Source organism: Paenarthrobacter sp. NPDC090517 (genome assembly GCF_044769165.1).
GTDB lineage: Bacteria > Actinomycetota > Actinomycetes > Actinomycetales > Micrococcaceae > Arthrobacter.
Genome location: NZ_JBIVXN010000012.1, coordinates 14,631 through 40,772 on the forward strand (window position 1 = coordinate 14,631; position 26,142 = coordinate 40,772).

Genomic DNA, 26,142 nt, shown 5'->3' on the forward strand with positions numbered 1-26,142 from the left:
TCCTACGCAGATGCCTGATCAAATAGCGACTCTTGCCAAACGACTCGCGGCGTTTGAACCTGGACTTCCCGCACCTTGTGGTCCAAGGGAAATCCTCCATCGTGACTGAAGAAATAATCACAGCCCAGACGAACTGCGGCTGCAAGATGCAAGGCATCCGCGGAACCCAGTTTCTTGGCACGGTTGAACCTTAGGTGTCCGAAGTCCTTCAACAGGCCCACGGCGTCCCGTGTGAGGAACCTGTCGATGTCCGTCCATGCAGTGGACTCAGCTTGGAACCAGCCGCGAAGCAAAGTGCGAATTCGGTCTGTTTCTTTACGCGAGTTGCCGTTGCACAGGACCTCTGCTTCCAGAAGGGGCGAAGCAGCAAGGCGGATTTGTCCGCTTTTTGCTGCCTCGAATACGGACTTAGCGGCCGCCCACCTCGGCTGTCCGTTTACCGGCTCCGTATCCTCATTGCGGGTAAGGAGGTCTAAGTAAACGCAGGAGTCCACATAGATCAGTGGAACTGGAGCGCTTCGATTGTTCCTAGGCATCTCTGACACCTCGCATGTATTCGTCCACTGTCATTCCGTCCAGCCAATCCGAGCCAGCGCCCAGCAGTTCAAGAGGGGAGGGCATACCGAGATCATTCTCAGGAAGGCGTTCTATTCGGGTTATCTCGATGCGTATCGCTTGTCCGCGGGCATTACGGGTTACCAAACCACCGACTAGAACCCGATGGTTCCAGTGCTCCCGCAGCGATTCTGAAAGGGACGGAGCTGCGTTTCCGCTCACAGCGCGTTCCGTCTGGGAGTCGTACAACCGAACGCGCAGGATATTTCTTCGCGGTGTGGCCCCGACTGTATCCAGGATGCCGGAAATAGAACCATGAGTGACATCTTTGCCACGTACGGCTGAAGCGGCGTTTTCTTTTACTTCAGGGGAAAGGACCGCTACGGAGTTGACCTTGCCGTTGTACGTGGCCATCGAAATTTGACTGTATTCATCGCCGGCGGTGGCGATGCGTTGAATCCGTTCCACGGTTTCAGGGCTATACAACTTCGGGATTTCGGGTCGCTCAGACAGGCTGGCAATGCCGTCCACGAAAGCCTCTACAGGGCGAAGCATGTCTGCCACGTCCCGGGTGCGTGAGGAGGCCCGGGGTTCAAGCCGTATGACGGCGTCATTGGCTTCGTGCTTTAAAGACTCAATCACCCAGTCTGGCCGCGTCCCTCTTTGAAGGTAGAGGCGGTCAATCTCTTTTAGTGAAAGGACAACATCGTCCAAGGTTCTAGTGAACCGGTGAACTACGGCCTTTTCCCTGCCCTCTCGGAGCCGTACTTCTAGGCCGGTAGTTGTCATGAGTACAAGCTATCGGATGACAATGACTGTTGCGTGATCATGTCTGAGGATTTGAGGCGTGCAAATGGGCAATCTACACCTGCGAGGTGTCGACGGGCCAGATCTCCCATCTGTTCGCGCGGCCTCGCTTGACGATGGCGTCTGGGTGTTTGTTCTGCAGTTCGCTCAGCTTGGTAATTACTTCGGCGATGGGAAGCCCTGAGGGCAGGACAGCGATGGGACGCGGCTTCAGCTGATCTAGTTCCCTTTTCGCTTTTGGGCGTTCGGTTGCGGTGAAAAGGAGCGCCCGAGCGTGCTTCAACCGTTCTGCCCAGACGGGCCATGCTGGGCAGGGGCCGACGTAGGGTGGTGAGACCCAGCCGTGGTGTGATGCTGGTTGTGCGCATTCGGAACACATGTCGTCCCTGGTCAGCTGAGGTACTGACAGGATCGTTTCCAGGTTTGACTCGGTCGCTTGCAGCTCCCTTTGGAGTCTTGTGCGTTCAGTTCTATCTTCAGATTTCGCTGTTGCGTCCTTCAGTTCGGGGATTCGTGCGCGTAGCTCGCGTACTTTGTTTTCGCGGTGTAGTCGGTAGCGGAGAAGGTTCGCCTCCCGCCGGTCCCTTGGCAAGCGTCCGTACTTGTCGACAACGTCTTCGCGGTCCTCAACGATCGATGCCAGGGCTGTGATATGTGTCTCTCGGTCGTTGGTTGCGCGTCCGAGCTCTGCGATTTTCACTGCCCGACGGTCTTCGCTCATCGAGGGGTAACGGCCGGTCTGAAGCTCCACCATTTCTTCGTGTTGGTGACTCAGTATGGATTCCTGTTCAAGAAGTGAGAGACGAGCCTGTTCACGCTCCGGGTCGTACCGCTTCTTGTCCTGCTCCTGGCGGATAGCAGCGGCCGCGTGCTTCTCCTCGCTGCGCCGGCCAACCTCGTCTAGCCACTCCTCCATTTCCGGGACTGTCAGCTGACGGAAACCGGGCTCCGCTCGTTGCCACTGCTCCATTACTAACAGTGCGGAATGTTTCTCCGAGGCGCGATCGTCGTGGACCCAGGGGTTCCATTGGGCGTCGTTGTTGATATGGATGAGCGTGGCGCGCGCGGCTGCGTACTCCTCAAATGTGGATGTAGCCCCTGGACGCTGGGCTACGAGCATGCCCTCCAGCTCGTATACCTGCTCTGGCTGACAAGATGTCGAATCGGTCATAACCTCCACGATGGTTCATCTACCCGATAACCGCTAGACGGAATCTGGGCATGGACCTGAATTGATGTGGTGCGCCACGGCTGCAGAGCTTTTCAGATTTTCGGTGAGAACCCAGGGCTGCTTCGGGACGATTTTGTCTGTGATGGGTGCGAGCATGTGGGCATGACTGAGATTGCGTATATGGTCCGGGAAGATTGGGCACAGCATGGCACTTCGATGGTGTCTCAAAGCGCTGTTATTAGGGATTGGCTTGGCGAAGCTCCCTACCTCTTTGCTGTGTGCGACCCCAAGAGAGTCCGGGAACCAGGCAGCGCCGACATGGAGTTCATTGATTACGTGGCCGGAGTGCCCGGGTCCCGCAGGATCGTGAACCTTTCAGAGTTAAGGAATCTTGGAGATCAGGGCAAGCGATTGAACCGAACGCTGACGGTTCTCCATCCGTACAAGCTTGAGGATTGCGAAGTGCTCCGAGCCCTGGTCGAGCAGGATTTGGTTGAGCGCCTCTTCGTCATTGTTTGGTCGCCGGTGGATATGGTCAGGACTTGGCTTGAGGGGATGTGTGCCCAAGATTTGGCTACGGGTTTCACTCACGAAGCTCCAGATGCCGTGCAGTTGGAAGCAGCAAGGTGCATGGTTGATGAACAGTACAACGGTCTGTCGACGGGAAATGGGAAAGCTGCCGTCGTTCAGTTGGTCCGCGCCTTCAGCGAGGGCGGCTATCCCCTTGAGAAAAACACCTGGCTGAAAGCTTTCTTCGCTGCAGGAGGGCAGTTTCGGCATGCTGAGTCGATCAGCAAGCTGATTTCTGAGATGAAGAGGGGAACGAAACATAGGGTGCAATCACGGTACCGGCCCAACATCCTTTCCGTACTTCAAAGGCGCGCCGACACATCTTCGGACCGTTCTGATTAGCCCTGCAAGGACGAACGGGGCAGCTAGAACCCCCTGCTTCGGTCTGAACCGTACGGGCTCCAGCTGCCGAGGAAGGGTTTGAGGTCCTCCGGCGTGGGTTCGGGCACCTTGGGAAGGATGAGTGAAAGGTCGCGGAGCGGATCTATGGTGTCCAAGGTCTGACCCGCTTGATCGAGCTGCTGCAGAATTGCATCGCTGTCTCCGCCTGTGTAGGACTCTGCAGCAACCCTCGCAGCGTCAAGAAAGGATCGGTGCTGTTTGATTGCGGCCCAGGTACGCGAGTTCTCTTTGAAGTGTTCCCATCGGACGTGTTCAGAGTATTGTTCCTTGGCGGATGCCATCGCGGTCTCCCACCGGTGATGTCGTTCCTCTTTTTCGCGCTGGCGTTTCTGTTCCTTTGATGCAGTCCGGAGCTGATAGATCTCCAGCGATCGGATCAAGTCTGGGAGTTTGTCTTCGACGGTGCCTGATTTGGTGTCCCGGTATTGTGCGCCGTTGTACGGGGTTTCTGGTCCGTTGACAATTAGCTCGAGCTTTCCGGTGCCAACGAATTCCCAGCCGCGAGCCTCAACCCAGGCAGGTTTCGTTTTGGGCTCATCCCACCGTCGCGGTCTTGTCTTACTTGTCCCAGGTCCGGAGATTTCCTTGATCTTTACGGAGTACACGCCAGCAGTTGTCCGTAGGGCTAGGTGGCTTCTGGTCGCATATCTGGAATCTTTGGTGGCTTCTTGCGCTGTCAGCAGTTCCATCCCGCGTTTTGAAGCCTCTGCTGCAATAGCTTGGAGGATGCGGGCAGCACGAGATACGTGCTCGCTGCTGACGTAGTGCCACTCTTTGTTGCTGACGTACGCCTTCACGATCGGATGGTAGCGGGATATGCGTCCGGGCACCGGGACAGGTGACGCAGTGACGTAGTCGTCAAAGTGCTCAGTGAACACGATCGTCTTGGGGCCTTGATTCCAGGGGCCCGTCAGAACGACCTCTAGCTTCTTACCTTTGGGGCGGAGCGGTGATTTCAGGCTAAGACGTACCAACTGTTCATAGTTCTTCTCGAGGGCTGAGTCTTTCGGCAGGACGAGATTGCCCCCTGCATTAAGTACCTGCCGGATCAATGTGTCTGGTTCGGCTTCGACCGGAAGCCCGTCGGCGTCTTCGCGCGGCGGCTCTTCCCATGTATTCCCTGCTGCAGTTGCTACCGCCTTCCAGGAAGGACCGGTGCCGGTGATCGCTACTAGGCCGCGTCGTTCCAGAGCCCGGGCAATAATCCTGTGCTCATAACCCTTAGTGAAGATGCCATCCGGGCATCCATCCCGGATCCATCGCAGCACTTTGACTTGCCTATTGTTCAAATGAACGAGCTTCTCGGCCATGTACCCATCATCCTCAAACGAACATCCCCTTACGTAGATTGCTACGTGGGGGAGTGTCCCACCAAGGTGTTCCAGTCCTAAGTAAGTGGAACGGCGATTCGAGTTTCTTCGAAGCCCTTCGACTGCTCCATCATTGGAATTAGTTATATGGAAGATGTCGTACTGATCAAGGAACCCAGCCGATGACCAAAACCAACAACCCAACTGATTCGGTCCTTCTCTCCGCGGATGACCATCTCTCAAGGCCCGAGGTCAACGAATATGCACTACGCTGCCCCGAATGCAGCGAGGCGACCGGACTGCACATCGACGGAGTTGTAGTTGAGAATGCGGGAGGCCAACGTCTCCATGTGGGCACAGATGGCGAGGACAATGGGGCTCGCTTGGACATCCAGTTGGAGAATGATGTGCCTCATGATGGGCGCCGGCACCATGTATCGCTGGCCGGATGGTGTGAACACTGTAGAAACCGTTTCAATCTCAAGTTCAAACAGCACAAGGGGTTCACCTACTACTCGAAAACCCTGGCGGGCCAGGTCTAAGGTGCTTTAGCGGTTCCGTGGGTCCCTAACCCAGATCAGTTTGATGAACTCGATGTCGGCGTAGTCATATTCCTCCCGGATCTGTCGGGTGATACCTATTTGCCATCCCAGCGCTTCTTCTATGAGTTCCATCGACTCATCGGGCATCCATTGTTCTCCGGACTCCAACAGGGCCAGAGGTTCGAGGAAAATGCCGGTCTCCTTTGACAATTGAAGCTGAGACCAGCCCAGTTCTTCTCGTGCTTCGATCACTATTCGACCGACTGCAGCGATGATCTCATCAGCCATGGGAACTCCTAGGGCCCGACAGCGCCTCTCGCGCCGTAGTATCACCAGCCTGTCATACGCCTCCGACCGTCAGGGTGTCTGTTTGCTTTTAGAGTTGTCCAAGAATGGTCCACGCAGAGAGCTGGATGTCGCCTGTCTCGGCGGCGTGCCGTTTTTTGCGTGTAATCAGTTCATCGAGAGCTATTCTGCGGTCCAGTACGGCCATAAGGTCGCCTCCGTCCATGAGGAGTACAGAGTGCCTGCCCGTCCTGGCAACAAGATCAGGGACTGACTTTTGAAACCCTGACATGGAGATAAACAAGCCGAGGGTGTTATCCAGGCGGCGGGTTACCTTGCCCGCGAACTCTGTAACATCACCTGCCGCGATGGGCTTCGCCTGCCATTTTGCCTCAAGAATGTAGTCAGTCCCGGACAAGGTGAAAGAGCCATCAATCTGCTCTCCGTACGCCGTAAAGGGCCGGCGCGATTCGAGGTTAAAGACCTCGAACAGTTCATTGAGAATGCCCTCTAGGGCATAGCCGCGAGGTTGCGCTGCCATCTTCTCTGATTCGAGGAACTTCACTTTGAGATCGTCGATCATCTGGTTAGTGTGTCGACGGAACTCGTCGATGTCCTTCTGGGTCTGGAGTCGACGCTGGAACTCTGTGATCTCTTCCTGCTCTTTGCGATAAGGCTCCACCATTGGGTGGAAAACGTCGATTGCCTCGCGTGCCATTTGGTACTTCCTGGCGCCGTCCTCCAGATGCTTCAGCGATACCGGATCTGGCATATCCGCAGCAGTAAGGATCAACTGGACCAACACATCGCGGTACTTGTCCTGGTTCTGGGTCAAGTCATGCACCAAGGCCGTAGCCAAGTCCCGCTTAGACATTGACTTGTCCTGCCAGGGATAGCGGAAGACCAACGAACGATCGCCGGTTGCAACGATGAGGAAGTCGCGGAGTTCGTTTCTGTACCAATAGGCCGTGGACAAAACACGAATCAACGGATTAATAAGGGCGGGGTTTACCTGCTGGGCCATCTGCCCAGTTTAGTTTTGGTGGTCGACATTCCCTGGCCACCGTTCCTCTTAGTTGCAGGACATGACCAGGGGACAGCTCCTGATAACATTGGTTATATCGAAGGAGGTTTGGATATGACGATCACCAGCCCGGAGAATGCCATTGCCAATGCCCGGCGCGCCCGCGCACGCCGTGAGCTGGGCGGCTTGGACTACATCAGGAATGTCCGCGCGGCCGTGGAGACTGCCGACCAGCGCGTAGTCGCCCGTGCGCTGGGCGTTAGTCAGCCGGCCATTAGCCGGTTGCTCTCGCAGGCCGAGGTCAGGGGAGTGAAGCCCGTTCCCGAGGGATTCAGCGGTGCCAGCCCCTACGAGATCGCAGAGCGCTACGCGGCCGGCGACATCGACCGCGACGCCATGATCCGCGAGCTGTCCGCATGGCCTTACCCGAAGAATGAAGGCGCGGCCGCTGCGGCGGCCGAGTGGGAGTCCACGCCGTACATGGACACCCCGGGATCGTTCGCGGAAGTCGGCCGGGCGTTTGATGAAGGACTGATCGACGGGGACGCCTACGACCAGATTCTGGATGCTTCTGACGAGGCTCCCGAAGTCTGATGACTACTCTGTAAAGCGTGACTACCGAAGACCAGGCAGCAGCGCACCGCGCCACCTTGGAGCGCCTGGGCGCAGACGGGGGACCGCTGACCGCCCAGAGTAAGACCGCAAGCGCCCAGAATCCTGAGTGGTTCAACGTCCGTCGAGGCGAGCCACGCCAGGACCGCCGGCGGCTGCACAACGAGATCCTTGCACGCTTCGTTGAGTCACGCCCCGAGGTCCGCCGCGACAAGAAGGCGATTGTCCTTGCCGGCCCTCCCGGTGCCGGCAAGTCCACCGCGCAGGCTGCACTCATCCAGGCAACCCGGACGCAGCCGGAGCACTGGCTACCGATCAACGCGGACGACTTCAAGGACGAGCTGCTGCAGCAGGCCCGCCAGGATGGAAGCTACGACAGTTACCTGGTGCCGGAGGAAGTGCGCACACTGGAAGCTGCGGGGGAGAAGTTCTACCCGCGCGAGCTGGCAGCCCTGGTCCACACGGAGTCCTCGATCCTCGCCAAGAAGGCACGCAACGAGGCGCTTGAGTCAGGGATGAATGTCATCATCGACGGCACCCTGGGCAACGAGAAGCAGGCCAGGATTCTGCTGGACCGACTGCAGGCGGCGGGCTATGACGTCCTGGTTGCCGACGTCGAGACAACGCAGAACGTCAGCGAGGCGCGCACCATGGGCCGCTGGGAGCGCGGCTACCTCGATGCCGAAAACGGAACGGCCGCCGGCCTCGACGCCGAGCTGGGCGGGCGCTGGGTTCCGCAATCGTTCCCGGCATCACTGTTCAACGAACCAAGTGACACGGAATCCATCTGCGCAGCCAACGCAGCGGCGATCGCCGAAGACTATGGATGCGTCAGTGAGTACCAGGTTTACCGCGTCGCGGACAAGGACGCCGGCCCCAAACTGGAGACAACACAGGGCCGCGCCAAGGCCGGCGGTCCACTCGTTGACAGCGAGACTCTGCAGGCTGTTCGGGCGTCCTCAACAGCACGTCCAACCAGAAATAACGCGCCGCGAACAGGCAAGGACTTTGGTCGCTGAGAGCTTCTCTCAGCCGAAGTTCTCATCAATCCACTTGTTCATGCCGATCTGGACAACACTGCCTTTACGGACGTAGCCAACGCCGGTCTCGTAGCTTTCAGTCAGCAACTTGGCATTGTCATCCTTCAGGTTCTGCGCGAACGTCTCTCCCGCCCAGATTGCGTCATTGTATGAGCGCCCTGCCTTATGGGCCAGATGGGCGGCGCGGTTAACAACATCACCCATGTAGATAACATCGTTGATTCCACTCCCGTTGAACCCTGCCTTGATCATCAGCGCCCGTCCATACTCAACGCCGATTCCGAAGTTCAAAGGGGTGAATTCCTTCTTCTGCAGTTTGACGTTCAGAAGCCTTTTCAGTGTGTTGGCCGTGTAGACCAGGTAGAACACTTCATCAATGCTGGTTTTTGTTGGAGTGTTGTAGACGGCCCATACACAGTCCCCAACGATGTTCACTTCCCTCACATATTCGGACCCGTTGAGGACTGCCACCATTTCAGAGATGAAGGACCGATAGATCTTGGCCAGTGTCGGGCGCGTGTGCTTCTCGGTTAGTCCGGATGAGTCTCGTATATCTACAAAGACCGCGCTGCAATAGCTGTAGAAGCCGTTGGTGTAGGTCAGCTGATCCCGGTCAGGAAGACTCTTCGTTTCTTCGAACTGTCCGCTTGGTTGGTCGAGGATGTCACTGATGCGCGCGGCACTATCGATATAGGAATATGCCTTGAAGTTTCCGTCCACGTCACCATCCTGCCGTAGCGGCCACGGCGACGAAGACTGCCACGCCAACGGCGACCATTTCAGCCATGATCGCTCGGTTTACGTACTTGAACTTGGTAGTCGCGATATGGGAGTTTTCGTGGATCTGTGCAGCTACTTGCCGCGTGAGCCTGGCCGGGTCCGTTGTCAGCGTTGAGAGCACCTGGAGGTAGGTCGGACGGTCCTTTGAGTAGTGACTGGAGACATGTCCAAAGAACAGCAGGTTTACCGCATCTTCGTCAGGTTCGTCTCCAGCTGGCGGTCGTCCCTTTACACGCGGAAACAACGCCAGCCATGCGCAGACCACTGAAACAAACAACGCAGCCGCACATACGGCAACCGCCCAGACGAGCAGGCATGTCCAATGGTCTTCATCTTTGACCAGGTTGAACAGGACTGTAGTGGTAGCTCCAACGAAGGCCAGGGTCACCCCGGTCTTGGTGTCAGCATGCCGAACCCATTCGTTGGTGATGGACAGTGCCTTCCATGCGTGGTCGGGCTGTGGCACAGCGGGGGAGTCCTTGGGACGCTTACTAAATGGCCAGGGCACTACGCTTCCATTCGCTAGGGCGAGATAATATCGGTTATCGGCAGTTAACTATCACTTGCGGAAGTGGCTCCGAAAGGGGTTTTTCTGTAACCCAAGTCCGCAGTTCCCCCCATCCCGATAAAGGCCGAAATGCTGCGCAGGGTGCACCGTCAAGGGTGGGCCGAGGGCTCATCGCGAAGCGACGCGCAGCGCCCTTTACGATGCGCCAGGAGCAGCAAAAATAAGAGGCCGGGATGTGGGAGTTTCCGGAGGCTGTGCACATCCGCCGGTTGTGGTGGGCGAGATTCCTGGGCGTGGTGACCTGGCGGTTGTGTGCAGGCGGTCAGCTGGTTCCTGTCGTCCATCATGTGTGCAGGAAAAGCCCGAAGGATAGAGCTTTTGCTGTGCACACGTGGGCGAGAGGCTACCCCAGGTGTTGCGGCTGTTCAGTCTGTTCCGGCGTCGCCGGCGTCGGAGTGGATCGGCGCGTTGCGCGCTTGCGTACGCGCAGCTTCTTTTCGGGTTCGCTGAGGCCGGCGGAGCGCAGTTCGTCGACGGTCCAGCCTGCCGTAAGTGCCGCTTGATAGCGGCGTGCATCCTCATCTTCGGCTGCGCCGAGAGCGTCACGTGCGTCTGCAACCTTTTGCCGTGATTTGACCAGCTCCCGCACGGAATCCATGCGGTTACTTAGCCGCTGCTGCAATTCGTTTTCGATCTTCTCTGCATCAATGTGAATAGCCATGGCACCCAGTCTAGCGGGGCAGTTTTTCAGCCCGTCAAGGCTGCCGAGACTCACCTTCTGCAAAGGTGAGTCTCCCTGTATGGATTAACCACGCGGAGCAAGCTATAGACTTATGTGCCATAAGTGGGCTTGATCCTCGACTTCGTACCGAGGATGCGTCACACTTGACGTGTGATCCCGGAGATTCCGGGGCGCTGCGCTGGGCATGGAAGGGCGGTACTGCAATGGCAGAGGAACGGAGTTCCAGCCGTCGCCTGAACCGTCGTCGCCGTGCGAACATCGACGGAGAAACCCAGTACGTGCGTGTCTCCATGTCGGAGCAGGAGCGGACCCGTCTCTACGTACTGGAAGAACAAACGGGGCGCAGCCCGTCCGAGATCCTGGTCAGTGCTGCGCTTTACTCCCAGTCTTCCGATTCGCTGGCCGAGCGCCGCGCCCTGGCCACCGAGTTCATGGCTGCACGTCGCTACCTGGCTGCACTGTCCAACAACGTGAACCAGCTGGCGAAGCATGCCAATGCCACGGATGAGTTTCCCGAGGAAGCCCGCGTGGCCCTGGGACGTGTGCGTGCGATTGCCGAACGCATGAATGGCATCATCGACGGACTGGCCGGCTGATGATCCCGAACATCACCAAGGGTGACCGCATGGCTGGTCTGTTGGTTTACCTGGCAGGTCCTGGCCGGTCCAACGAACACACCGACCCACATTTGGTGACCGGCTCCGCGCCCATCATCGCGTGGCACAACGACGACCAGCTGAACCGTGACGCAGCCCTCTCGATTGCACATCATCTCGACCAGGCAAAGAACGTTCTCGGTGTGGACATCAAGGGCGGACATGTCTGGCATTGCTCGCTGAGTTTGCGCGCGGAAGAAGGCGACCTTACCGACCAGAGATGGGCCGATATCGCCAACGAGTTCATGGATGAAATGGGCTTCACCGAAGCCAGTGGAAAGGCCCCCGTGTCATGGGTGGCGATCCGCCACGGCCACAGCAAGGCCGGCAATGACCACATTCATATTGCGGCTTCCATGGTGCGCGAGGACGGCACCAAATGGAGCAGTCACCTGGACTACAAGCGCGCCCAGGACGCGGCCCGTGCGCTTGAGAAGAAGCACGGACTGGAAGAGCTGTCTCCCGTCTACGCCATGCGTGGACTGCGGCCAGGTGAGCGCGAAGCAGCCGAGCGTCGCGGCGTGGAGGAACCGGAACGCCGTTCACTCGCTCGCAAGGTCCGGGCGTGCGCCACCGCCGCTCAGGACGAGGCTGAGTTTGTCCGTCGCTTCCGGCGCACGGGCGCCATGATCAAACCGCGCTACGCAGCTGGCCGTGATGACGTCGTGGTTGGCTATTCGGTTGCTGAACGTCCGTCCAAGGGAGGCCGGCCCGTATGGTTCGGCGGTGGCCACCTGGCCAAGGACTTGACCCTTCCCCGACTACGCGGAGCGTGGGCCGACAGTCCCGAGCTGGCAGACGGAGCTGTGGCCGAATGGGGAGCAGCCGCTCGTGGCCGACGGCCCGTTAACATCGGCCGTGAGGCGCACGAACCAGATCCCCAGATGTGGGAGCAGTACAGCAACGAAGTCGCCCGACTGCGGGAGAGCTTGCGAGCTGTCCCGATGGATGACCACGCGACCTGGGCGCAGGTGGCCAGGGAGACGTCCGGGGCGTTCGCAGCCTGGTCAACCGCCACGGAATCGACACCGGGACCGCTGGCAGCTGCGGCCGATGAATTGTCCAAGACGGCACAGCTGCGGCGATACCCGGCCCGACCGGTCCGCAGCGTCGGCCCGTCTGCAAGGGGCGCATCCCTGGTTCTTATGGCGGCCACCATGGGAGGCGCCGGAACGGCTGCGCAAGCGATCATGCTGCGCCAGCTGCTGAACGTGGCAAAGGCCGTCCATGACATGCACAAGGCGTCCAACGACCTGCGCAGGGCACGCCAGATCAGTGACCTGGTGAAGACGCAGCTGAGTCAGGTGGCGGCCGCGCTGCCGAGCGTCCCAGCGACGGTGCCGGCGGTAGACAGCGAGGCGGCAGAGGCAATGCGGACGAGCGCGGCCGGCCAGACTCCGGCACGTTCCGCCGGCTCGGTGCTGCCGCCGAAGTACGAGCAGGCACGCACCCACGCAACCACCCGTGGCGGGACCACCCGCCCGGATATCGAGAGATAACACCAAGAGGGGGAACCGTGAGTGAATCTGACGGCATCGACGAGGCTATCGAGGGAATGTCACGCGTCGGGCTGACTGTCGCCGGCCGGCTTGGTGAGCAGGTGGCCAGGGCACGCGAGCAGGCCCTGCGCCGTGACCAGGCGACCGAGGAGCAGCAGACCCGTGAGTTGCAGGCCAGGTTCGACGCAGAGCGCGCAGCAGCCCGTGCACAGCTTGCACCAGTGATGGACAACCGTTGGTGGGACACGGCCAGTGGCCGCGACGTGGAGAGGGTGCACGAGGCGGCTACCGCGTGGAAAGACCACGATCCGGCGGCGCGCAGCGCGGCCGAGGTAATCCGGGACCAAGTGCAGCGCCGCTACGGCTTGGACGTGGACAACCTGGGCGCCGACGATGCGTCGGTGGCTGCTGCTCTGGCGAAGGCCGCAAGGGATCGTGAGCAGGCAGAGCAGGAGCGCGGCGCAGGCCGTGACGAGAACACTGAGGCCACGCAGCTGCTGGCTGAGGCCGCCAGGGAGGACCAGGACCGCGAACAGGACGCGACGGAAGAGAACCAGCGGCCCGAGGCGTTGGCCGAAGAGGCAGGCATCAAGTACGACTCAGCCGAACGTCGCCAGGAGTTGGCCGCCAGTCTGGAGGGCGTGGCCGACAGGGAGGCCGTTCAGGCGCGGCTAAGCGCTGACCAGGACCAGGGCACCCCGCCCAGCGCGGCCGTTGCCAGCGCACCAGGGCGCAGCCCGAAGGCCCGCAAAACGCGGGGAGCCGACGGCCAGACAAAGCTCCTGCAGAAGGGCATGAGCCGCTAGGAGTTCAGGACGGGAAGGGGCCGGCCAGTCAGAGCGCTATCTCCGGCCCGCCCCGAGCTGGACCCTGCCGAGGTAGAAATACGCGCACACGTTCCCCCGTTTAGGCTGGAACCATGGGTCTGAGAAGTCTTTTCCGTCGTAAGCGTGCCGCAGCAGCTCCGGCGCAAACCACCCCTGGCACGGGGGTGGTTCTAACCTCCCAGGAACCGCTTTCCGCGGAAGTGCTGGAGGAACTGAGAGACGCATGGGCCGACCTGGACGCGGCTGCCAGCGAATCGGGTGTAAAGGGCATTCACGCATGCTCCCGTGGCGGGCAGCCATGGCAGAAAGACCCCGCCGTCGTGCGGACTATCGCAACGATCATTCGGGGTCATCTGAAGGATGAACCAGACGGAGAGTTCAAAACGGAGAGCTAAAACAAATGCCCACTGTCGGCAGCGGATTCAAGGCTCAGGCTCGCCGTCCTGTCTGCTCGTTCCGGCCACTTCACGCCCGCTGCTTCCAGATCGGTGCGTGTGATGTGGTCGGCTGCGATGATCTTTCCCAGAAGTTCTTCCTGGCGCGTTTCCAAGCTCACCAAGCGAGCCAGAACGGTCAGCAGTTCGGCCAGCTCCGTGGACCAATCGGCTTCCCAGTAGGTGGCACTGATGTTGTCGAGGGGTGAGGTTTTCTTCCCGACAGGTGATTTTTTCCGGTAGGAGAACCAGGCATTGACGGTCTTCTTGCTATCTGTGTTGTAGTCCATGACCTGGGGAGGGACCGGTCCCCAGGAGCCGCCGCCAAAGCTCAATGTCTGGGTAATTGGGTTGTAGGTGTATTCATCATCGAGCTGCTTCACGGCGGTCAGGTATTTGACCTGGTGGGCGCTGCCGGTGAGGACGTTATTTCCTCGTTCGTTGGCGAAGGCTAGCCCAAAGGTGTGAAGCCAGAGCACTTCTTGGCCCAGTTCGACGCTCTGACGCCAAAGTTCAGCATCTTTGGTCAGCGGCACCCGTACGCCAGGGGTTTGAAGCTCTTCCGCGAATGTCGCGGTGTATCCGCTGTGGGAGACTGTGCAGGCGATGTAGGCCATGAGGTCTTCAACGGTCACTTCGATTCCGAGTTCTGAGGACAGGGCTTCCAAGAGTCCCCTAGTGGTGTTGGGACTCCCGTCCGGGTGGTACATAGCGGCCACACGGCCACCTTGGCTGCCTCGGAAATGGTGCTGGCTGGGGATGAGTCCCGAGAAGGTAACGCCAGGGCCGGTTCTCAACGAAGTTGTGTGCAGCTCCGAGAGGAAAATCTGACCAGGGATGCGGGCTCGCCAGAGATCCGGTCGCGGCATGTCCAGAAGCCGATGATCGGCTATGACGTATTGGCGATCAAATGAACGGTGTCCGACTTGGACGACGGTGGGTTCAAGGCGGATTTCATCAGCAAACCGCTTTGTGGTTTCTTGCTCAACGTCGTTGCCGGGCAGAGGGAGTTTGCTCTTATCGAGGGATGAGTCCCTGGACTTCTTGAATAGTTCTTCTTTCCTGGTGCGGTCGTCACAGGAGACGAGTTCCAGCCAACGCGAACTGAGGGTTTCTACGGTTGGCGCGGCAACCCAGTTGCGGTTCGGATTGACTCCAGGTGTCAGCCACAAGAACAGGTCATGGATAGTCGGGTAGGAGTCCCAATCACCAGCAGCAGCGGCAGTGAATGGCGCTGTCCAGTCGGTCCGTACAGGGAGCCACCCAGGCCCATCTATCGCAATGTCACGCAGTTGCTGGAATTTCTGGCCTTGCCGGCCATGCAGGGAGGTGTAGTGCAGGACCGCCGGAACCTCGAGATTGTTGTCTGGCTTCCGAACAAAGATGGAGATGGCAAGCTGTTGCTGCACCCCAGGGAAGATGCGAGTGTTTACGGGCGGGCGCAGCCCTTCCGGGGAACAATCAATGAGCCAGCCCTCAGAGCAGTTTTTTCTGATGTACTCGCGCATTCCCTTGAACGCGGCTCCCGAAAGGAAGCTGGAGGGGGTAATGAAGCAGATAATGCCAGCGTCGCCGTCCAGTGCTCCGGGCGGTGGGGTGGACTCAAAGACCTTCCAGAACGCCCAGCGCCAGAAGTATACGTAGAGATTTTTCAGGTCATACTCAACAACGCCGTTTCCTTCCATGCGGAAGTCGGCAAGGATGCCTTCACCTTCGCTGCCTGCCGGGCCGTTCTCAACCCAGCCGCCTTTACCCCCAGCATTGTTCTTATAGGGCGGGTTGCCGATGCACACGGTGACGTTGGTTGTGGATTTGATGTGATTGGCCCGTTGGCGTTGCTGCGCAACGAGTTGAGTCATGTAAGACATCTGGCCGACGGCAATGTGCGGGTCTTCTAAAGTGTCGGCAACAAAGAGGTTCAGGCCATTGTCTGGAACTTTGGCGTCGTGGGCACGGATGAGGTCGGACAAGCGCAGTTCCGCAACTGAGAAGGGGCCGGTCTGGAGTTCAAATCCGTAGAGCCGCCTGGCGATTGAATTGATGGCTTCGGTAGCTGCGCCCGGGCCGATTTCCGCACCGGCCTGCTCGGCTGCCCGTTCCATGATGTGCACCGGGAACGTCCCGGTACCCATGGCAGGGTCAATTACCCGCACATCGGGGTCGCGCAAACGCAGCGACTTGCCCAATCTGCCAGCAAGAACTTCCTCGGTGAGTCGGGTCATTTCCTCAACAACAGGGCCCGGCGTGTAGTAACTGCCGGACAGTTTTCTTAGCTCGTTGTCATATACGGCCAGGAAGTGTTCGTAGAGGTGCAGGTACATGTCGCTGACACCCGATCGCACCCACTTCCAGTTGACGGCGTTTATTGTGCGGATCATCAGATCAAGGGTGATGCGGAATTTCTTGGAAACCGTGTCAGTCAGAAGTTGAAGGGCTTTCGCCATCAACCCATGGGATTCCCCAAGATCGCTTGCGCTGTCATGAAGACCCTTCTCGTTCAGGTCAATACCTTCGGACTTCGCCAGCAGCAAAGCGAACGTCACCGTTTGTGCATAACCGTCCGCGAACTCCGCGTCTGTGGCCCCTGGAAACAGAAGATGCTTCCACTCCTTAGCCATGCCAAGAAAAACCTGGTCAGCAAGCTTTCCCCCAGGGCTGCTAAGAGCCCGCCTCTCCGATGCCAAAGTGTCGAGGACTTCCCCACGCAACAAGCGAGTGAGAGGGGCGATAGTCGTGACAAGTTTCTTTACCGACGTAATCTCTACCGGCTCCCAGCGAAGGAAGTCTGTTAATAAACCCTCAAAGCGCTGGCCGGGTGAGAGCTTCGTTCCCGCCGTGGTGAGTGTTCCACCAACCAAGTGGACCGGTTCGCCTATCAGTTCACCGCCGCGCCAGAGTCGCCATTCAATTCCATTGGTGTAGAGCAGGTTCGGTAGGTCTTTGAGGCGATTCCACTGAGTAAGGTTGTGGCCCTTAAACGCTGTGGGGTCGAGGTTTTCGCCCGGAGCCTTGACTTCGACATAGCCAGTAACCGCGCCGTTTACCTGAACCGCGTAGTCAGGGCGGACGCTGCGTTCGGTGTCGGCGGCTTCGTCAAAAGCAACGACTTCCAGGCCCAGCTTCGCCCCAATTGACGTGATGAGTACATCAAGTGGTTTCCGGATTGACGCCTCGGCCTGCCCAATATTGCCTTGCAGTTTGCTCTTGCAGTCAGCGCCGAACGCAGACACGTACTCTTGCAGCCATGTATTTGGCACCAACAACCCCACTTTTCGCACTTAGATGCGAATACTCTACGGCTATAAGCAGGGCAACAAGAGCACCTAGTAACGAACCTGAACGCCGAAATCGCTCTCCGACCTGCCGGTAAGCGCGGCGGCAGACTTGGAAACGACGGCGGGGATCTCGTGGATATTCGCGGCCTCAACGGTGAGGACGGGAAACTCGACCATGCACACGGTTAGGCGTCCGTCCGTTGCTTCCTCGATATGGGCCGTGAGTTGAATCCCCCGATAGTTGAGCAAACTACCCGGCCAGCCTACTAACGGGCGGTGGCCGGAAACAGCGTTGGGCGGGCCGCCAGAAGCCTTGGGGGTAGCCTCCAGCGGCCCGCTCGGTCAGCGTACCAATGACACCCGGGAAGGGCCGATGCGATATCAAAGTCTTCAGGAAATAGGTTACACATGTAACTAATTTCTGTTATGCTGGGTACATAACGACTAACAAGGGGGGTGAAGATGGCACAAGACAAGCGGCTCAAATGGCTTTTGGAAGAACTGGAAGCACAAGGCTTCCGGCTCAAACCAATCAAGTCAGGCTGGATAGCGTTACCACCGGACAGAACCAAACCGGGGGTGACGATCCACAAGACTCCGAGCGACGTGAGGGCATGGGAAAACATGCTGGCTCAGTTGCGAAAGTCGGGATTTATCCAGAAAGCCAAGTGAGGCCTTCCGTCCCGCATCCGAGGATGCGGGGCAAAGGGCTTCAAATTGAACCGCTAGAACGCCGCTTCACCCCCCGGCACACAACACAAAAAGAAAGACCTTTGGCGAAAGGACCACCAACCATGACTGACCAGACATGGTTTGTCGACTTGGATTTAAAGCTGGAATCACCCATTAGTGATGCACTGCTTGACGATCTGATTGACGTTGTTATCCCCTTGCACGGCGCTGTCTCCTCTGGAGACGAACCCAAGCTTGGACTGTCTCTTGCATTCGAAGCACTCGACGCCTGGCACGCCTCTTCCTTGGCCCGTAACTTCTTGGAACTCGACCTTGGACCCATCATGCCCAATGTCGAAATCGCATCAGTTCGGATCCTTGACGAGGAAACCAGGACAGCAGAGAACGAGGAACCGACGTTCCCTCCGATGATGGCCATCCCGGACATTGGGGATTTGCTCGGCGTAACCCGTCAGCAGGCACACCGCTTGACCAAACGGGAAGACTTCCCGACCCCTGCCCTGGAGCCCCGTACAGGGCCTCTGTGGATTCGCGCTGCCGTCGAGTCCTGGAACGAACACACGGAGCGCCAGGCAGGCCGCCCGGCCACAAAGAAGATGGCAGCGGCAGAAGAAGCACCCGGCGAAGGTGAGTGGAATATCAGCGTTACAAGCGTGAAGAAAGCGCCTAGTAGCTCGCAGCGCACCGTCAAGAACCCAACCGATTCTCACCGGATCGTGAAAGACCCGAGTGACAGCACAAGGAGAACATCAACCCTGGGCAGCGAACACCGCACAATCCGCGGATAGCCCTATAACCCGGTCGCCACCTGGCAACCTCTTTTTTGTTCTGCTTGTGTTGGTAGAAGGTCCGGCCTCCCCCATGGGAAGCCGGTCCTTTTCATTTACTGCTAGCGCTTCGCCGTTACGGCCTAAACGACGATAGGACTATGGAAGCACTGACATTTGAGGAAGCCCGGACAACAGTCCGTGAATCGCGGGAGTCCCTTTGGGAAGGACTAGGCACGTACACGGTTGCGGATTACGGGTGGGAAGACGAAACCTCCTACCTAGTCGTTGAAGGTGCACGCGAGTATCTGGAAGACAACAACGATGAGTTCGTGGTTATGGATGCCCCCGCCATTTTCGTGGACAAGGCGACCGGAATTGTCCTAGAAGCCGATTTCCTGGCTGTTGCTGGCCGCGTGCAAGCCATGACGCCCGTTCCAGGGCATGAGTACCGAGACGCAGGATGATCGCCCAGGAGACGGGGCACCGGACTAGTTACGGTTGTAACCGAACTGCCGCGTCAGAAGTGCCCTTTTGTAGTGGGCTTCGGCAGCATCTACCTGAGAGGCCGGCGCACTCGGGGAGAAGACTTGAAGGATGCTGAACTGGAAATACTGTGGGTGTAAGAGGTCGAGAGCCGCTAGTTCTCTCAGAGCCACGTTTCCTCCATGGCCGGTTCGGGCATAAGCGCTCCAGCGTCCAAGGAATCTTTCGTTCCCGTCCGCTTTGCCTACGTACAGTTGGCCGCTCTTAGTGTCGGCGATCAGGTAGATACCCTGCACAGAACTGAGCGCGGTCTGCCACTGACTGTACGAGTCGTCTTCGAGAATCGACTGCAGCTCGTCGAAGTCCACCAACAACCGGTCATAGCCAGGGAACGGTTTTACCCTGGGGTCAGCGATCTCTACGACATCCAACGAACTGGCAGCCTTTCCCGACTTGGCCCAATTCACCGTGTCACCTGGCCACTCAATGACCAGGCGGCGGCGTAGAGACTCAAACGCGGCAGAGGGGCGGAGGTCAAAGAATCGCAGTGTTGGCGTGCGTTCCTCGGCCACTTCCCCGTGGTTCTCAAAAACTGTCAGGAACCTAGCTCGCCGCCCAGTAGTTGCGAGAAAGTTAAGCCAGATTTTCGGCGGGTTCTTGCCGAGCTTGTTACCGTGCCCTTGCTCGCGGGTGTAGCTAAGCAACTTAGGACCATTGGCTTCGGCCTGCGTGGTCAGGCCCCCAGGGGTGAGGGTGTGACGGATAGCCACCACGTCTTCGATATCCAAGCCAGCAGCAAGCACGAGGTGCCCCAACTGGAGCCGTCCAGATATATCCGTCAACATAAGGCCCCGGGTTCTCTTTCTCCTGTTTTTGGCCAACGGGAAAGATTCTAATCGAGGCTCTTACGACGGCTATTTTTGGTTTGTCACCGGAGGGCAATTGCACGGGAAATCTGGGGTCCAGTCGACAGTTCGACGCCTTGCGGCTTCTGTCCAGGAGCAGGACGAGGCATGCTCACCTTTGTTCCATACGCCTATGGACCAGGGTTCAGCCTCGCACTCCACGCACACGGGGGCTGTTGCCTCTTTCCATTCGATGTAGTCAAGGGGCATTTCGGACTTGAGCTGAACCGTTCCGCAACCGTGGCACCAGCCAACGGCTTCGCGTTCCAAGGCATTTCCCGTCATTTGGCAAGCCTACGGCTCTTAGGTCTGCCGTGGCCCCAGCGTCTGTGTTTCTGTGTTGGAGGGTTTCCCCTGGGCTTTGAGGGGATCATCTTTGAGGGGATACCAGGCTCACAAGGCCGTTCTTTAGAGCCTGCGCTGCGGCTGGAGACTTCGCGTTGAGAGTGCCATGGCTGTAGTCGTAGACGAACAGGGCTATGCCGGTCTGCGTGGCAAATTCGATTGCCGCAGTCGAGTACCCCGACAGCGAAAAGAATAGAGCCCGTTTCTGCTCAGCAGCGGCGACCCCAAAAATTTGCCGTACCAGGCTGGGTGGGACGGGGGAGGAATGGTGCTTGACCTCAGCAACGAACTGGGCGGAAACAACGTCCATGCCGCCGTCCCGTGTCGCACTCGAAACCGTGGAACCGCCTGCGCCCAAATAAAGCATCCAATCGCGGGCCAGGAACTCCGCTTCCCGGTCAGTACACGAAGCTCGCGGTCGTGGGCGCTCCCCCTGTGGCGTCCAAGGCAGGGGAGCCCTAGGAACGGCCGTAACCTCCCGAGGGGTTACGGTCGCTATCGGGCGTAGATAGTCGTCCCAGGCCTCGCGGATGGCCGTTTCTAGAAACCTGTGCAAATCCCTCTCTAAAGGGTCGCGGTCCTTATGGCGTGGGTCGTACTTGGCCCAATACCGGCGCACAGCTTCTCGGTGCATCTTCGACCAGACACCGGCCAAAATCCAAACGAAAATATAAGCCGCCCAAAAGACCACGCCAGCGGTGATGATCCCGCTGTTCTTAGCGGGATTGCCCGATGCGGGCCCCAAGATGAATGCCGAAAGCATCACGCAGGGGGCGGCAAGAAAAGCCATTGCCAGGGGATTTATGAATGGCTCGCGGGGCAACGGCGGGAGCTTCCCGGGGCTGGGAAGAATCTGCTGCGTCTTGTCCTTGGCCCATTGCAGAGCCGCATCCCGTTCTGATTCAGGGCGCCTGCCAGCCCGCACGCAATAGTCAGCGATAGATTTCACTTCACGGTCTAGCTCTGCTGCGTCAACCCCCGAAGAAGCCAAAAGGGGCGTCCAAATCATCCACATGGCCGAGTACATGGAAGTTTGCATATCACGGAGCCCAGACCCTATCCCTCTTTGTGTCACAGAGACCCACCGTTTTGCGATCCAAGGGTGGCTCCGGCCCCGGCGTTCCGCGCTGGTCTGTGTTTCTGTGTCCAAGGGGCAGCAAAAAAGCCCCTCACGGCAAACGTGAGAGGCCTTTGCGAGGCTAGTCGTCGGAGTTACGTTCCAGCGCTTCCCCATATGTTTCGTCCGGAATCGGTGCAGCGTCGATGATGTCTTGACGTTCGGAGGGGCTCAGTTCCTCCCGCGCCTCAACAGCCTCTACCCAAGCTTGGTATTCCTCGTAGTTCTTGTAGTCGTAAACTTCGGACACATCAGGCCTCTCGTCAGTGATGGAGGAACTGATGGAGACAGTTCCAGATCAAAACTTTATCTGCCCATGACCTCTCCCCGTCCCAGTGGAGAGGTCCTAGAAAAGGCCGGCGGGGGGCTTCTCGCAGGGCAACGGGACGAGTTTGGCACGGTGCCCGTCGTCCGGGCTGCAGCCCTTGAACGGCCCATCGGCTGAGAGCAGCACGGACATGTGGTGGTCAGCGTGGTCGCGCCACCACACGCTCATTCCCGTGGTTCCGTCAAGGCGCAGAAACTCCCACGCCCGCCAGAGTGCTTCCAGGCGGCTGATCGCTTCGGCGTGTTTCCACCACTGCGGGCACCAGGTCACTCCGCCCTGCACGTTCAGCTGTCGGCGGTAAGTGGTGGCCAGTTTGCCGCTGACGAACTCGGCGACGTTGGGGTAGAACAGCTCAGGCTCATCCTCAGCCGGCTCCGTGTCGGTTCCTGAGTCCTCCAGTTCGTCGTCCCACTCCCCCAGGCCCTCACTCATCTGGGGCACCCGCAGCGATCCACCGGTTGCCGGCAGGGGGAGCCGGCCGGTTGGCCGGATCGTGCGCGGCGATTGAGGCCCGCACTGCTTCTGCGTGCGGGCCGCTCATCCAGGGCACGGTTTCCAGCAGAGCAGCGGGGGCACCGGAAGCGAACATGATTGCGCGGCCCCGAGGGAACGAGGCCAGGTCCGAAACGTCCAGGGTGCGTTCCTTGCGGTCATCGTCGTGGCTGTAGGAAGTGCCCTGTTTGGAGCGGCTTTTGGTCATGTTGGAGTACCGGTACTCCCCCACCAGCTGCGCGAGCTCGTTCAGGAATTCGGCTTCGGCAACGCCGCCGCCGTAGACCTTGATGTTGGCTGCGCTCCACAGCTTGCGCATCCCATCACGGCCCCAAACCTCCACGCCCTGGGACCAGGACTGGAGGATGGTCATCAGAACGATGCCCCGAGATCCGTAGTGGCTGTAGAGGTTCGGCAGTTCGCGCCAGCGGCAGACGTTGGCTGCTTCGTCCAAGACTCCGATCATGGGCGTAGCCAGCCGGCCGCCAGGTGAGTAAACGGCCAGCTCTTCGGCGGCCTCGACGGTGGCCACGGTCAGCGCTGTCACCAGCGGGCCGGCGGTGCCCTTGCCCTCCTTGGAGAGGCTGTACAGCGTGCCCTTGGACCGGACGAACTCTGCCGGATCGAACTGCGGCCGCTCGTCGTTTTCGCCCAGCGGAGTCACCCACCGGGCGACCTGCCGGTTGGTAAGGCACGATGCCATTTGCAGCGCCGTACCGTACACGCCCCCGCGCTGCTTCTCAGGCGCGTTGACGACACCGCCGACGGCATTGGAGGTCTGGAGGAATCCATGGGCCTTGAGAATATCCACCGCTTCGTCGTCCGCCGGCCTGGTCAGCCAGGTATGAACCTGCGTGATCGGCCGGCCGTCGAGAGCCGCCGCGAGCAGGAGACCGGCCAAGAGATCCTGGCCGGCAGGATCGAAATAGGCATCCGTTTTGGCGTCCGGGCCACGGGAGCCGGCGGCGAAGTGGTCAGCCAGGCGGGCCGCCCGCACTTCGTCCGTGACGTAGCTGAGAGGGTTCCACCACCAGGTGGGTTCCTCGAGTGCAACCGCTTGGGGATCAAAGACCCACACCGGCCCCTCGGCTGCCCGGACGTCGCGTGTGCCGTCAACGATGTCCCGCTTGTTTGAGGTCACCAGCGCAGCCCCCGGGGCGGCCAGGATTGCCGGGATGGCCCGGGAAGTCGTCTTACCCGTCCGAGGCCCCCACACGTCGATGTGCATGTCTTCCCAGGAGCCGTAGACCATCTGCCCGCCAAGGACTGTTTTGCCGACCGGGACACCGGGCGAGCCTTTGACGCCCAGGCGCTCGGCTGTGGCGGTCGCGCCGCGTAGGCTCAGCGCCCGCAGATCCTTGCCCTTGGCCATGTGCTGGGCGGCGACGTCCACACGGGAACGTCTGGAACGGCGACGCAGCATGCCGCGCACCACCAGCACAGCCAGAGCCAAGACGACGACGCCGAAGCCGATCAGAACGGCTGTGGCCGCTGCCGGCCAGGTGACCTTGTGGGAGAAGAGGCTAAAGACCAGCTCAAAGGGGTTAGCCGGCAGTTTCTGGCCGTCACCGGCAATCATCGACCCCAGGTGAACGGCTCCGGTCACGGAGCCGACCCCCAGCACCACGACGGTGATGAAGATCCAGAGCAGGATCGTCTCACCGCCGAGCTGGGAACGTTTGCCGTTGTTTGGTGCACCCATCAGTTTTCCCCCTCGTCGTGCCAGCGCTTGTTCGTGTCGTGCAGGGATTCCTCCACGCTTGTCAGCTTCAGTGCCACCGGGACACCCGGGCGGCCGCCGACTTTGAAGAGGAACTTTCCCAGGCCCGGACGGACGCGTTTGCGCGAGCCGCCGACGTCCGTCCAAGACCCCGGATCGGCCCAGGAGATGAGACGGGCCTGTTCGGCACGCGAGAGCGTGACGGCCTTGTTCAGCTTCTCCATTTCGCCACCGGGCAATGCCCCACAGACGACCATGCCCGAGCGTTCCACGAAGCCGCGGGCTTTCATCCGCTCCGACTCGGTGGGCAGGGCTTCCAGATCACTCATGGTGTGCGTGATCATGGCCTGGCCAACGCCCTCGGTCCGGTTGAGGCGCGTCAGCGAGTCAACGCGGTCCACCATGCCTTCACCGGAGCGCAGCGCCCGCCACAGCTCATCCATGACGACGAAGTAGTTGCGGCGCGGCTCCAGGGCGGCGTCGGCCAGAGTATGTGCCACCTGGACGGTGGCGAACCCGGTTGACCAGCAAGCCAGGAGCGAAGCTGCCTGAATGTCCCGCTGCGTGTCAGAGATTCCTGACAGATCAAAGACGACCGGCTTGGTAAGGTCCATCGGCTGATCGGTGGGCTTGGAGAACATATCAGAGAACCGGCCGGAGCCGTCGAGGGAGTACAGCGACTGGCGCAGCTGGTCAGTCGCGTCCAGGTATCGGCCCATGTCGCCACGGTCAAGGGCAATGGCCCGCAGCTCGTTGGGCGCATCTTTGATGACGTCGATGAGATCCCCGATCAGGGGCACCCGGTCCAGGCGCTCATCCAGGATGTGCAGTGCCCGGTCGATCAGAGATTCTTCGTGCGCGCTGGGCTTGGCGTTGCGCACGATCGTGATCAGCGCAGTGATCATGTTGAGGCGCCGGTTGTGCGAGTCCGCCATGAGCTGTTCGGCCAGTTTCTCGGCCTTCACCGCTGCAGCGAGCAGCTGCGCGGCCGCTTCCTGGTCCGGGGCCCGGTTGGCTTTTGCCCGGTGTTCTTCGGCTGAGGCAAGCAGCCGGACAGCCGCGCCCGTTGCTTCGCCCGGGTCCAAGACGTTCAGGTGGCCACGTCCCGGCCCCAGGCTGATGACCTGGCCGCCCAGCGCGCGGATGAGATCAACATAGTCAGGCTTCAAATCGCCCAGGATCAACGGGTTGATCCCCCGGCCGGCAAGACCCAGGACAATGTGCCGGACCAGCGTGGACTTGCCGTAGTGCGGCAGTCCGAGGACGAACATCGACGGGTTGTTGATCATCCCGTGCATGAACCAGCTGATGGGATCTCCGCCGAAGGGCGCTCCGGTGTCGGTGTGAACGCCGATCGGCACACCCACAATCGGGGTGCCGGACCCGCCTACGAAGGGCCACAGCCCGCAGACCTGGACGGAGGTGCCGCGCCACTCGTCGGCGGCCGTGACGTAGACGGCTTCACCCTGCCCGCGTCCACGCCAGCCCCGAAGGCCCGGCCGCCGTGCAACAGCAGCCGCAAGCCTGGTTGTGCTGGAAGGATTGCGCTTGTGCTTGGTTTTGCTACCGAACATCACATGGCCTCACGGATCTCTTCGGGCACCTTCAAGTGCTTGGGCAGAACCAGGCCAAGCGGCAGGGATGCAGCAAAAGCCGAATCCTGGGAGCCGTAGACCCGTCGCAGCAGCAGGCGGGCTGACGGGCCGAGGTTGCCCTCCACGACAGCCACAGCGTCATCCAGAGCGTTGGAGGAAAGCACCGTGGCCGTGACGACCATGCCGAAATTCACCAGCCCTGCCCCCTTTGCTTCTTCCGCAGCCGTGGCCGTCGCTGCGCGGGCGTCCACGAGGGCGCGCGCCGTAGGTCGGCTGGTCGATGAAGCCCGTGTGAGGGCGTTGGTCTGGTCAGACTCCACAATGGCGGCCGCACGGCCCGATTCAATGGGCCGGTACAGCAACGTGACGCGCTTGCGGGCGATCTCCCCGTGCGGGGCGACGAGACGAGCGAGCACGGACGCCAGGACGTGGCCGCGCGGTGCGCCGGTCATCGTCCAGGACACCGAGTGCCCGGAGTCGTGGCGGTAGCTGTCCCAGCTGGCCTGATGTGCCGAAGGCCCGACCTCGCCCCAAGACAGGTCAACAGGAGTGCCCTGGTAGTGGGCTTCATCGATCAGGCGCGCGGCGGCAGGATCGTAAGCGACCCGCACGACTTCGCACAGCTCCTGAGCATTCAGCGGCGCGCACGCGCCGG

The 26,142-nt window shown here is 59.8% G+C and carries 29 protein-coding genes; 10 read left to right on the plus strand and 19 right to left on the minus strand.

What is annotated here, in order from left to right:
* Nucleotides 1-2: 2 nt before the first annotated feature.
* The 3 genes from ACIQTW_RS21485 to ACIQTW_RS21495 form a co-directional block, all read right to left on the minus strand.
* Complete coding sequence (locus ACIQTW_RS21485) at nt 3-536, minus strand: type II toxin-antitoxin system VapC family toxin (protein ID WP_402941458.1); 534 nt, start codon at nt 534-536, stop codon at nt 3-5.
* Complete coding sequence (locus tag ACIQTW_RS21490) at nt 529-1,197, minus strand: hypothetical protein (RefSeq protein WP_402941461.1); 669 nt, start codon at nt 1,195-1,197, stop codon at nt 529-531. The genes ACIQTW_RS21485 and ACIQTW_RS21490 overlap by 8 nt, the downstream gene beginning before the upstream one ends.
* A gap of 220 nt (nt 1,198-1,417) precedes the next feature.
* On the minus strand, nt 1,418-2,533 hold the full coding sequence (locus ACIQTW_RS21495) for a hypothetical protein (RefSeq protein ID WP_402941464.1): 1,116 nt from the start codon (nt 2,531-2,533) through the stop codon (nt 1,418-1,420).
* 162 nt (nt 2,534-2,695) lie between these two features.
* Between ACIQTW_RS21495 and ACIQTW_RS21500 the strand changes: the two genes are divergently transcribed.
* Nucleotides 2,696-3,445 carry a hypothetical protein gene (locus ACIQTW_RS21500; RefSeq protein ID WP_402941467.1) on the plus strand — a complete coding sequence of 250 codons (750 nt, stop codon included), beginning with the start codon at nt 2,696-2,698 and terminating at the stop codon, nt 3,443-3,445.
* A gap of 23 nt (nt 3,446-3,468) precedes the next feature.
* On the opposite strand, the gene ACIQTW_RS21505 is transcribed toward ACIQTW_RS21500, so the two are convergent.
* From ACIQTW_RS21505 to ACIQTW_RS21520, 4 genes are all read right to left on the minus strand, one after another.
* A complete protein-coding gene (locus ACIQTW_RS21505; protein WP_402941469.1) occupies nt 3,469-5,019 on the minus strand; it encodes a hypothetical protein in 1,551 nt (516 codons plus the stop codon).
* Nucleotides 5,020-5,081: 62 nt separating this feature from the next.
* The gene (locus tag ACIQTW_RS21510; protein ID WP_402941472.1) at nt 5,082-5,276 is read right to left on the minus strand and encodes a hypothetical protein; all 195 of its coding nucleotides are present in this window, start codon (nt 5,274-5,276) and stop codon (nt 5,082-5,084) included.
* An 87-nt stretch (nt 5,277-5,363) separates the two neighbouring features.
* Nucleotides 5,364-5,645: a multiprotein-bridging factor 1 family protein gene (locus tag ACIQTW_RS21515; protein ID WP_402941475.1), complete on the minus strand. Its 282-nt coding sequence runs from the start codon at nt 5,643-5,645 to the stop codon at nt 5,364-5,366.
* An 88-nt stretch (nt 5,646-5,733) separates the two neighbouring features.
* Nucleotides 5,734-6,666, minus strand: coding sequence for a restriction endonuclease (locus ACIQTW_RS21520; RefSeq protein ID WP_402941478.1), 933 nt, complete (start codon nt 6,664-6,666; stop codon nt 5,734-5,736).
* Nucleotides 6,667-6,780: 114 nt separating this feature from the next.
* On the opposite strand from ACIQTW_RS21520, the gene ACIQTW_RS21525 reads away from it, so the two are divergent.
* Nucleotides 6,781-7,260 carry a LysR family transcriptional regulator gene (locus ACIQTW_RS21525; protein WP_402941480.1) on the plus strand — a complete coding sequence of 160 codons (480 nt, stop codon included), beginning with the start codon at nt 6,781-6,783 and terminating at the stop codon, nt 7,258-7,260.
* Between the two features lie 17 nt (nt 7,261-7,277).
* Nucleotides 7,278-8,297, plus strand: coding sequence for a zeta toxin family protein (locus ACIQTW_RS21530; RefSeq protein WP_402941482.1), 1,020 nt, complete (start codon nt 7,278-7,280; stop codon nt 8,295-8,297).
* Between the two features lie 9 nt (nt 8,298-8,306).
* On the opposite strand, the gene ACIQTW_RS21535 is transcribed toward ACIQTW_RS21530, so the two are convergent.
* The 3 genes from ACIQTW_RS21535 to ACIQTW_RS21545 form a co-directional block, all read right to left on the minus strand.
* Nucleotides 8,307-9,038 (minus strand): adenylate/guanylate cyclase domain-containing protein, encoded by a 732-nt coding sequence (locus ACIQTW_RS21535; protein WP_402941485.1) that lies wholly within the window; start codon nt 9,036-9,038, stop codon nt 8,307-8,309.
* Between the two features lies 1 nt (nt 9,039).
* Nucleotides 9,040-9,564 carry a Pycsar system effector family protein gene (locus ACIQTW_RS21540; RefSeq protein ID WP_402941487.1) on the minus strand — a complete coding sequence of 175 codons (525 nt, stop codon included), beginning with the start codon at nt 9,562-9,564 and terminating at the stop codon, nt 9,040-9,042.
* A gap of 445 nt (nt 9,565-10,009) precedes the next feature.
* Nucleotides 10,010-10,327, minus strand: a complete 318-nt coding sequence (locus ACIQTW_RS21545; protein WP_402941489.1) for a hypothetical protein — start codon at nt 10,325-10,327, stop codon at nt 10,010-10,012.
* A gap of 164 nt (nt 10,328-10,491) precedes the next feature.
* On the opposite strand from ACIQTW_RS21545, the gene mobC reads away from it, so the two are divergent.
* The 4 genes from mobC (at nt 10,492) to ACIQTW_RS21565 (ending at nt 13,725) form a co-directional block, all read left to right on the plus strand.
* On the plus strand, nt 10,492-10,944 hold the full coding sequence (mobC, locus tag ACIQTW_RS21550) for a plasmid mobilization relaxosome protein MobC (protein WP_402941492.1): 453 nt from the start codon (nt 10,492-10,494) through the stop codon (nt 10,942-10,944).
* Nucleotides 10,944-12,503: a relaxase/mobilization nuclease domain-containing protein gene (locus ACIQTW_RS21555; RefSeq protein WP_402941495.1), complete on the plus strand. Its 1,560-nt coding sequence runs from the start codon at nt 10,944-10,946 to the stop codon at nt 12,501-12,503. The genes mobC and ACIQTW_RS21555 overlap by 1 nt, the downstream gene beginning before the upstream one ends.
* A 17-nt stretch (nt 12,504-12,520) precedes the next feature.
* Complete coding sequence (locus tag ACIQTW_RS21560; protein ID WP_402941498.1) at nt 12,521-13,309, plus strand: hypothetical protein; 789 nt, start codon at nt 12,521-12,523, stop codon at nt 13,307-13,309.
* Between the two features lie 113 nt (nt 13,310-13,422).
* The gene (locus ACIQTW_RS21565) at nt 13,423-13,725 is read left to right on the plus strand and encodes a hypothetical protein (protein ID WP_402941501.1); all 303 of its coding nucleotides are present in this window, start codon (nt 13,423-13,425) and stop codon (nt 13,723-13,725) included.
* Here the strand turns inward: ACIQTW_RS21565 and ACIQTW_RS21570 are convergent.
* A complete protein-coding gene (locus ACIQTW_RS21570) occupies nt 13,722-17,021 on the minus strand; it encodes a type ISP restriction/modification enzyme (RefSeq protein ID WP_402941504.1) in 3,300 nt (1,099 codons plus the stop codon). The two genes, ACIQTW_RS21565 and ACIQTW_RS21570, sit on opposite strands and share 4 nt — an antisense overlap.
* A gap of 66 nt (nt 17,022-17,087) precedes the next feature.
* Nucleotides 17,088-17,216: a hypothetical protein gene (locus ACIQTW_RS21575; protein WP_402941507.1), complete on the minus strand. Its 129-nt coding sequence runs from the start codon at nt 17,214-17,216 to the stop codon at nt 17,088-17,090.
* Between the two features lie 285 nt (nt 17,217-17,501).
* Between ACIQTW_RS21575 and ACIQTW_RS21580 the strand changes: the two genes are divergently transcribed.
* The 3 genes from ACIQTW_RS21580 to ACIQTW_RS21590 all read left to right on the plus strand — a co-directional run bounded on the left by ACIQTW_RS21580 (nt 17,502) and on the right by ACIQTW_RS21590 (nt 18,966).
* Entirely contained in the window at nt 17,502-17,711 is a 210-nt protein-coding gene (locus ACIQTW_RS21580; RefSeq protein ID WP_402941510.1) for a hypothetical protein, read from the plus strand.
* 122 nt (nt 17,712-17,833) lie between these two features.
* Nucleotides 17,834-18,520, plus strand: coding sequence for a hypothetical protein (locus tag ACIQTW_RS21585; RefSeq protein ID WP_402941512.1), 687 nt, complete (start codon nt 17,834-17,836; stop codon nt 18,518-18,520).
* Nucleotides 18,521-18,660: 140 nt separating this feature from the next.
* On the plus strand, nt 18,661-18,966 hold the full coding sequence (locus tag ACIQTW_RS21590) for a hypothetical protein (RefSeq protein WP_402941515.1): 306 nt from the start codon (nt 18,661-18,663) through the stop codon (nt 18,964-18,966).
* 24 nt (nt 18,967-18,990) lie between these two features.
* Here ACIQTW_RS21590 and ACIQTW_RS21595 read toward each other — a convergent pair whose 3' ends face one another.
* The 7 genes from ACIQTW_RS21595 to ACIQTW_RS21625 form a co-directional block, all read right to left on the minus strand.
* On the minus strand, nt 18,991-19,788 hold the full coding sequence (locus ACIQTW_RS21595; protein WP_402941518.1) for a GIY-YIG nuclease family protein: 798 nt from the start codon (nt 19,786-19,788) through the stop codon (nt 18,991-18,993).
* 472 nt (nt 19,789-20,260) lie between these two features.
* Complete coding sequence (locus tag ACIQTW_RS21600; RefSeq protein WP_402941520.1) at nt 20,261-21,469, minus strand: restriction endonuclease; 1,209 nt, start codon at nt 21,467-21,469, stop codon at nt 20,261-20,263.
* Nucleotides 21,435-21,602 carry a hypothetical protein gene (locus ACIQTW_RS21605; RefSeq protein WP_402941523.1) on the minus strand — a complete coding sequence of 56 codons (168 nt, stop codon included), beginning with the start codon at nt 21,600-21,602 and terminating at the stop codon, nt 21,435-21,437. The genes ACIQTW_RS21600 and ACIQTW_RS21605 overlap by 35 nt, the downstream gene beginning before the upstream one ends.
* Before the next feature lie 96 nt (nt 21,603-21,698).
* Nucleotides 21,699-22,112, minus strand: a complete 414-nt coding sequence (locus tag ACIQTW_RS21610; protein ID WP_402941525.1) for a DUF4913 domain-containing protein — start codon at nt 22,110-22,112, stop codon at nt 21,699-21,701.
* Nucleotides 22,105-23,874 (minus strand): type IV secretory system conjugative DNA transfer family protein, encoded by a 1,770-nt coding sequence (locus ACIQTW_RS21615; RefSeq protein ID WP_402941528.1) that lies wholly within the window; start codon nt 23,872-23,874, stop codon nt 22,105-22,107. Before ACIQTW_RS21615 ends, ACIQTW_RS21610 begins: the two co-directional genes overlap by 8 nt.
* Nucleotides 23,874-25,466 carry an ATP/GTP-binding protein gene (locus tag ACIQTW_RS21620; protein ID WP_402941531.1) on the minus strand — a complete coding sequence of 531 codons (1,593 nt, stop codon included), beginning with the start codon at nt 25,464-25,466 and terminating at the stop codon, nt 23,874-23,876. Before ACIQTW_RS21620 ends, ACIQTW_RS21615 begins: the two co-directional genes overlap by 1 nt.
* On the minus strand, nt 25,466-26,142 hold a 677-nt coding region (locus ACIQTW_RS21625), incomplete at its 5' end, for an SCO6880 family protein (RefSeq protein WP_402941532.1). The genes ACIQTW_RS21620 and ACIQTW_RS21625, both read right to left, overlap by 1 nt.